Consider the following 6,190-nt stretch of genomic DNA (forward strand, 5'->3'; position numbering starts at 1 on the left):
CCCGCTGATACGGTCGCGGTCCTCAGCCGGCCGCCGCTGCTACCCCGTGTTGGAAGCGCTGCCGCCGCTGACGCTGCCGCCGTTGCCGTCGCCGTCGCCGTCCTATAATGGAGCGAACGCGCGCGTATAGGAAGGACCCGCCATGCAGTTTGCCGACAAGCTCGACCTCTTCGGGGCGGAGGTCTTCTCCGCCCTTAACGCCCGTCGTCTCAAGCTCGAGGCGGAGGGGCGCACGACGTACAACCTCTCCGTTGGAACCCCTGATTTCCAGCCCTTCGACCACGTGGTCGATGCCCTGACCGAGGCCGCGCGCGACCCGCAGATGTGGAAGTACTCCCTGCGCGACCTGCCCGAGATGAAGCAGGCCGTGTGCGATTACTACGCTCGCCGTTTCGGCGTGGGGGGCATCACGCCCGACATGGTTGCCTCCTGCAACGGCACGCAGGAGGGGGTGGGCCATCTGGGGTTGGCGCTGCTCGATCCCGGCGACACCATTCTGGTTCCCGACCCCTGCTACCCCGTTTTCGAGGCCGGCGCCAAGATCGCCGGCGCTCAACTGGCATACTACCCGCTCAATGCCGAGCATGACTTCCTGCCCTATGTTGCCGGCATCGACCCCGCGGTGGCCGATCGCGCCAAGTACATGATCGTATCGTTGCCTGCGAATCCCGTGGGCTCCGTGGGTACGCCGGAGCTCTACGAGGAGATTATCGCGTTCGCACGCGAGCACGACCTGCTGATCGTGCACGATAACGCGTATTCCGACATCACCTATGACGGTCCTCGCGGCGGCAGCTTCCTGTCCTATCCCGGCGCGCTCGAGGTGGGCGTGGAGTTCTTCTCCCTTTCCAAATCGTTTAACGTCACCGGCGCGCGCATCGGCTTTATCGTGGGTCGCGCCGACGTGGTGGGCGCGTTCTCCAAGCTGCGCAGCCAGATCGATTTCGGCATGTTCCTGCCCATCCAGAAGGCGGCCATCGCCGCGCTCGAGGGCCCTCTCGACGAGGTCGAGGCGCAGCGCCTGGCATACCAGGAGCGCCGCGACGCTCTGTGCGCGGGACTCGAGTCGCTGGGTTGGGAGCGGCCCAACGCACATGGCTCCATGTTCATCTGGTGCAAGCTGCCGGGCGGCCGGACGGATTCGATGGCGTTTTGCGAGGAGCTCATGGAGCGCGCCGGCGTCATCGTCACGCCCGGTGCGAGCTTCGGACCGCATGGCGAGGGCTATGTGCGCATGGCGCTGGTGCTGCCTCCCGACGGGCTGCGCGCCGCGGTCGAGGCGATTCGCGAAGCTGGTATCACTGGATAGAACCGCTTTCAGAAACCGATAAAACTGTCAATAAAAAATCGGTATACGGCTCTTTATTTTCAGTGGCCGAGCGCTACAATCGGAATTGTTATTCGATATGAGGAGCGGTACGGGCTGGTTCGACGCCCTTGCCCTCGCGCCTCGATAGGGAAGGAAACACCCATGGTTAATGACAGGAAAGTCGCTATCGTCGGTTGCGGTTTCGTTGGTTCTTCCTCCGCGTTCGCCCTGATGCAGAGCGGCCTGTTCAGCGAGATGGTCCTCATCGACGTCGATCGCGATCGCGCTGAGGGCGAGGCGCTCGACATCAGCCATGGTGCCCCGTTTGCCAGCCCCATGAAGATCTATGCCGGCGACTACAAGGACGCCGCCGACGCCGCCATCATCGTCGTGACCGCCGGCGCCGCCCAGAAGCCCGGCGAGACCCGTCTCGACCTCGTGAACAAGAACGTCAACATCTTCAAGTCCATCATCCCGCAGATCCGCGAGGTGGGCTTCGAGGGCATCCTGCTCATCGTTTCCAACCCGGTCGACGTGCTTACCTACGCCGCCATCAAGATGTCCGGCCTGCCCGAGAGCCACGTCATCGGTTCCGGCACCGTCCTCGATTCCGCGCGCCTCAAGGACGCGCTCGGCGCGCACCTGGGCGTCGACCCGCGCAACGTCCATGCCTATATCATCGGCGAGCACGGCGATTCCGAGCTGGCCGTCTGGTCCAGCGCTAACGTCTCCGGCGTGCCCCTGCACGATTTCTGCGAGATGCGCGGCCACTTCGACCACGAGGCCGCGCAGGAGCGCATCGCCGACGAGGTGAAGAACGCTGCATACGAGATCATCTCCAAGAAGCATGCCACCTACTACGGCATCGCTATGTCCGTGAAGCGCCTGTGCACCGCCATCATGCGCGATGAGAAGCACATCCTGCCGGTCTCCAGCCTCATGGTTGGCGAGTACGGCCTCGAGGATATCGCCATCTCCATGCCGACCATCGTCGGCCGCAACGGTGTCGAGTGCCGCGTGCCCGTTTCTCTTGATGAGGGCGAGCTCGCTGAGCTCCATCGCTCGGCTGCCGCGCTCAAGAACGTCATCGAGCAGGTTGATTTCGAGGCGTAGGCGCTTCGTTACCAAGTGGTCTGCTGAGCGGACGGCCTTAGCGTCGGCGACGGAATCCCCAACGGAATGAGCGGGGCGTCGTCGGTGCGGCGGGCCGTCCGCTTATTCTTTTGTTCGGCGCTTGTACGGCTTTTTGGCCTTTTCCTGCGCGGTGCTTGGGTACCATGTATCCAATGGCGAGCGCGCCCGGGCGGGCGGCTCATGTACGCTACAGGAGGTAGCATGGTGCTGTTTGAAAAGATCAAGAAAACGCTCGGCCTTTCCACCGAGGAGCGGGAATATCCCAGTGCGACGTTTGCCACCAGGCCCGATTCGCTGTACGCACCCATCAACGGCGTGCTGGTCGAGCTGTCCGAGATAGGCGATGAGACCATCTCGTCCGGTCTCTTCGGTCGCGGCTACGGTATCGTTCCCGTGGGCAACGTCATCTACGCGCCCGCTTCGGGCCGCATCGCCGCCACCACGGTGAGCAACCATTCCATCGGCATTCGCACCGACTCGGGTATCGAGCTCATCATCCACGTGGGCATCGGTACCGTGAAGCTCGAGGGCAAGGGCTTCAAGCGCCTCGTCGAGTCCGAGCAGCGCGTCGCCGCCGGCGAGCCCATCCTCGTGTTCGACGACGAGGCCATCAAGGCCGCGGGGTACGACGACGTGATTACCGTTATCGTTACGAGCCCCTCGCTGCTCGATAAGGTAAAGCTTGTCGGACAGTCCAACACGCTGTTTGCCGGCCATCCGCTCGTCAAGGTCGGCGATCCGCTGGTCATCGTGAAGGAATAGGCGCTTTCCAGCGTGTGCGCAGCGCGCGCGAACCCGCTTTCCAGGCTTATGGTCGGCCTTCGGATGCCGTCCGTCCCGCTGTTCACCGTCTCGCCCCCTTGCATTCACCCTCCTTGGCGCTGCCGTGCCTTCGCGCGGCAGCGCTGTTCATCAGAAAGGCACCCATGAAGGTCAATCACGCTATCTTGCACATTCTTGACTTCGAGTCGGCGGTCAACGTGTTCTCGCAGCGCGAGCTCGACCTGGATGCGCGCACGGTGCGCTCGTTCGTCACCTCGCATCTGCGCCGTGCGAGAACGTCGGGAGACAACAAGCGCGGCTCCTTTGCGGAGAACAGCGGGTTTGCCTCCGAGCTGAAGTCGTACTTCTTTGGCGAGCGCGATTTTATCGACCTATCGCTGCAGATCGCCGAGTTCGTTTCCGGCGAACTCGCCAAGGCCGAGAAGGCGGAGTCCACGGATGTGTTCGTGGCTGATTTCGAGGATGACGACGACGTGCGCTGGTTTGCCGTGATGCTCATGGGCAGCCGCATGGCGTTCATGCACGAGGTGGCGCGCGAAGGGGGAGAGGTGCGCAACGATATCGCGCGCCACCATGCCATCCTGCCCAGCCCCTCGCAGAAGGTGGCGTCCTACGCGTTGGTGCGCGCGAGCACGCTCGAGGTGTTCTACCAGGAGAAGAAGCGTAAGATCGCCGGCGAGGACGTCTATTTGATTCCCGATGGCCTGTTGCAGTGCGAGACGGGTGTGTCGGGCAAGGAAGTCATCGATACGGTGACGCGCGTCGTCGAGCAGGTTGCCGAGGAGCATGGTGCAAACACCGCGGTGGCGCTTGCTAAGGCTAAAGCCGCCGTTGCCGAGGCCGTTGAAGAGGATGAGGAGCTTCCGCCATGGGACATCGTCGACGAGGCCTTCGAGGACGAACCGGTTATCCGCGATGCCATCAAGGCTACGTTGCGCGAGGAGAAGCTCCCCGAGCGGGTACCCGTCGAGCGCGCCCAGGTAGAGCGCGCGGCCGTGCGCAACCACAAGATCCGTACCGACACGGGTATCGAGATCAGCTTCCCGGCGGAGATGGGCAACAACCCCGAGTACATCGAGTTCGTGAACGAGCCCAATGGTTTGATCACGCTTGCACTGAAGAATATCGGGAGCATCGAGAACCGCTGACGGCATGTCCGCTCATGCGAATGGATGCGCGCGCTTGAGAAAACGCCCCCTCGGTCGAGGGGGCGTTTTCTTGCATCTTAGATCCGGTTCATCTCGGAGAGCGTCGTGGTGTACCAGTGGTACCAGTTGGGCGGGCAGTACTTCTTCGCCGCCTCGATGCTGATGGTGTAGCCGTAGCCGCGCGCCAGTCCGCGCACGTGCGTGTCGATAGCCTGCTCCCAGCTGTCGAAATCCATGGAACCCCAGCCCCAGGCGTTGAAATCGCGGAAGCAGTAGCGGCCTTTTGAGCTCTCGGTGTTGGAGATGGCGGGGGACCAACGGGGGTCGACGCCGTACTTCCACGCGGCGGCGGCGAAGGTGGCGCCCTGGCCCTCGAGCGGTGAACCGGCAAGGTAGGCGTCGATACGCGCCGACCACTCGGCTACGAAGGCAGCCTGATCGGAGCTCCAGTCTACGCCGTCGGCACCGGGGACGGCGGGCAGGGGGGCGTCCGCGGGCGCGCTCTGAGCGGCCCGCTGAAGCTCGGCGAGCTCGGCTGCCGCTTCCGCGTCGGCCTGCTGCTGCGCCTGCTCGCGCAGGGTCTGGGCCTCCTGCAGCGCCTGCTCGGCGATCCTGGTTTCGCTTTCGGCCTTGGCCTTGGCCTGTTCGAGCTCGATTTTCTGCTTTTCAAGGTTGCCCTGCGCGGCGTCCAACGCCTTCAGAGCGTCTAGGTTGGACTCTTGCACGTGGTCGCGGTAGGCCATCGTGGTGATGAGGTCGTCAAGCGTCTGCGACCCGAAGAGGAAGCTCATGAAGCTGTTGCCGGCATGGTTGGATTTATACATATCGCGCATGGCGATACCGGCCTTTTTCTGAAGGGCGGGAATCCGGTCCTCGAGCTCGGCTATGCGTGCGGCGGTCTCATCGATCTTCGCCTGCAGCGCGCTGGCGTTCTTCGACGCCTCATCGTACGCGGCTGCGGATTGCTCGACCTTCTTCTGTGTTTCGCTGAGCTTGGCCTCGGTGGCCTGGGTGGCGGCATATGCTCCATGCGGGGCCAGCGCGGTGCCCGAGAGGGCCACGGTAAGGGCCGCGCCCACAACGAGCGCCCGGCGAGCGTGTCCAAAATCGTGCATATATCATCCCTTGATATCGCAACGTGTCGTCCTTGCTGCAGTATAGCGCAAGTTTAGAGTTGAACTTGAACCTTAGACAATGTTTAAGGGTCAAGTTGAAGGTTTAGGATACGTTGTACCTGCGCGTCTCTTGAAATGTGGAGCAGCTGTAGAGTTTCAAGTTCATCTTTAAGGTTAGGCTTACAGCTTCGATATCGCGTGGCGGTGCGCACAAGATCGCATCGGCGCTATGTTAGGATGAATGAACTTATGGCCAAGATGGTGGTGCGGAGACGCACGAGCCCGCCTCCCGATGGGGCTGGCTTGGGAGAATAGGGGTGCGAATCCCCAGCTGTACCAGTAACCGTGATGCAAGCGCCCATGGTTCCAACGTCGTAGATCGGGCGGCGTTCATGGGGGCGAATTGCTCAGCCGGATCGCCTCCCATCTGCGCGCGCAGGCGCGTGGCTCTGGATAGAAGGGATCCGCTATGTTCGGATGGGACGACGCTCGTTTGGGCGATTCGGGCTCCGATGCGGCGCGCCGTAGGCGCCTGGTGCTGCATCGGTGTATAACCGCTGTACTTATTACTTCGTTGGTGCTGGGCCAGACCCCGGCGGTGCTGTGGGCGAACGGCCTTGCTGACGAGGGCGCTGCCGCCCAGGCTCTCGACCAGGAACTCGTCGCGCCACGCGACGGGACCCCGTCCTTGCAAGATGGGC

6 protein-coding genes are annotated in these 6,190 nt (G+C 62.8%); 5 read left to right on the forward strand and 1 reads right to left on the reverse strand.

Annotation, left to right across the window (positions count from 1 at the left end):
- Window positions 1–142 precede the first annotated feature (142 nt).
- From I2E26_RS00245 to I2E26_RS00260, 4 genes are all read left to right on the forward strand, one after another.
- A complete protein-coding gene (locus I2E26_RS00245; RefSeq protein ID WP_195419158.1) occupies window positions 143–1,309 on the forward strand; it encodes a pyridoxal phosphate-dependent aminotransferase in 1,167 nt (388 codons plus the stop codon).
- A gap of 162 nt (window positions 1,310–1,471) precedes the next feature.
- The gene (locus I2E26_RS00250) at window positions 1,472–2,422 is read left to right on the forward strand and encodes an L-lactate dehydrogenase (protein WP_147587892.1); all 951 of its coding nucleotides are present in this window, start codon (window positions 1,472–1,474) and stop codon (window positions 2,420–2,422) included.
- 222 nt (window positions 2,423–2,644) lie between these two features.
- On the forward strand, window positions 2,645–3,205 hold the full coding sequence (locus I2E26_RS00255) for a PTS glucose transporter subunit IIA (RefSeq protein ID WP_195419159.1): 561 nt from the start codon (window positions 2,645–2,647) through the stop codon (window positions 3,203–3,205).
- Between the two features lie 164 nt (window positions 3,206–3,369).
- Window positions 3,370–4,374, forward strand: a complete 1,005-nt coding sequence (locus I2E26_RS00260) for a nucleoid-associated protein (RefSeq protein ID WP_195419160.1) — start codon at window positions 3,370–3,372, stop codon at window positions 4,372–4,374.
- A gap of 77 nt (window positions 4,375–4,451) precedes the next feature.
- Here the strand turns inward: I2E26_RS00260 and I2E26_RS00265 are convergent, their stop codons facing one another.
- Window positions 4,452–5,489: a hypothetical protein gene (locus I2E26_RS00265; protein ID WP_195419161.1), complete on the reverse strand. Its 1,038-nt coding sequence runs from the start codon at window positions 5,487–5,489 to the stop codon at window positions 4,452–4,454.
- A 469-nt stretch (window positions 5,490–5,958) separates the two neighbouring features.
- Between I2E26_RS00265 and I2E26_RS00270 the strand changes: the two genes are divergently transcribed.
- Window positions 5,959–6,190, forward strand: a 232-nt coding sequence (locus I2E26_RS00270; protein WP_195419162.1) for a hypothetical protein, incomplete at its 3' end; no start/stop codon positions are given.

This window comes from Collinsella sp. D33t1_170424_A12 (assembly GCF_015554865.1).
GTDB lineage: Bacteria > Actinomycetota > Coriobacteriia > Coriobacteriales > Coriobacteriaceae > Collinsella.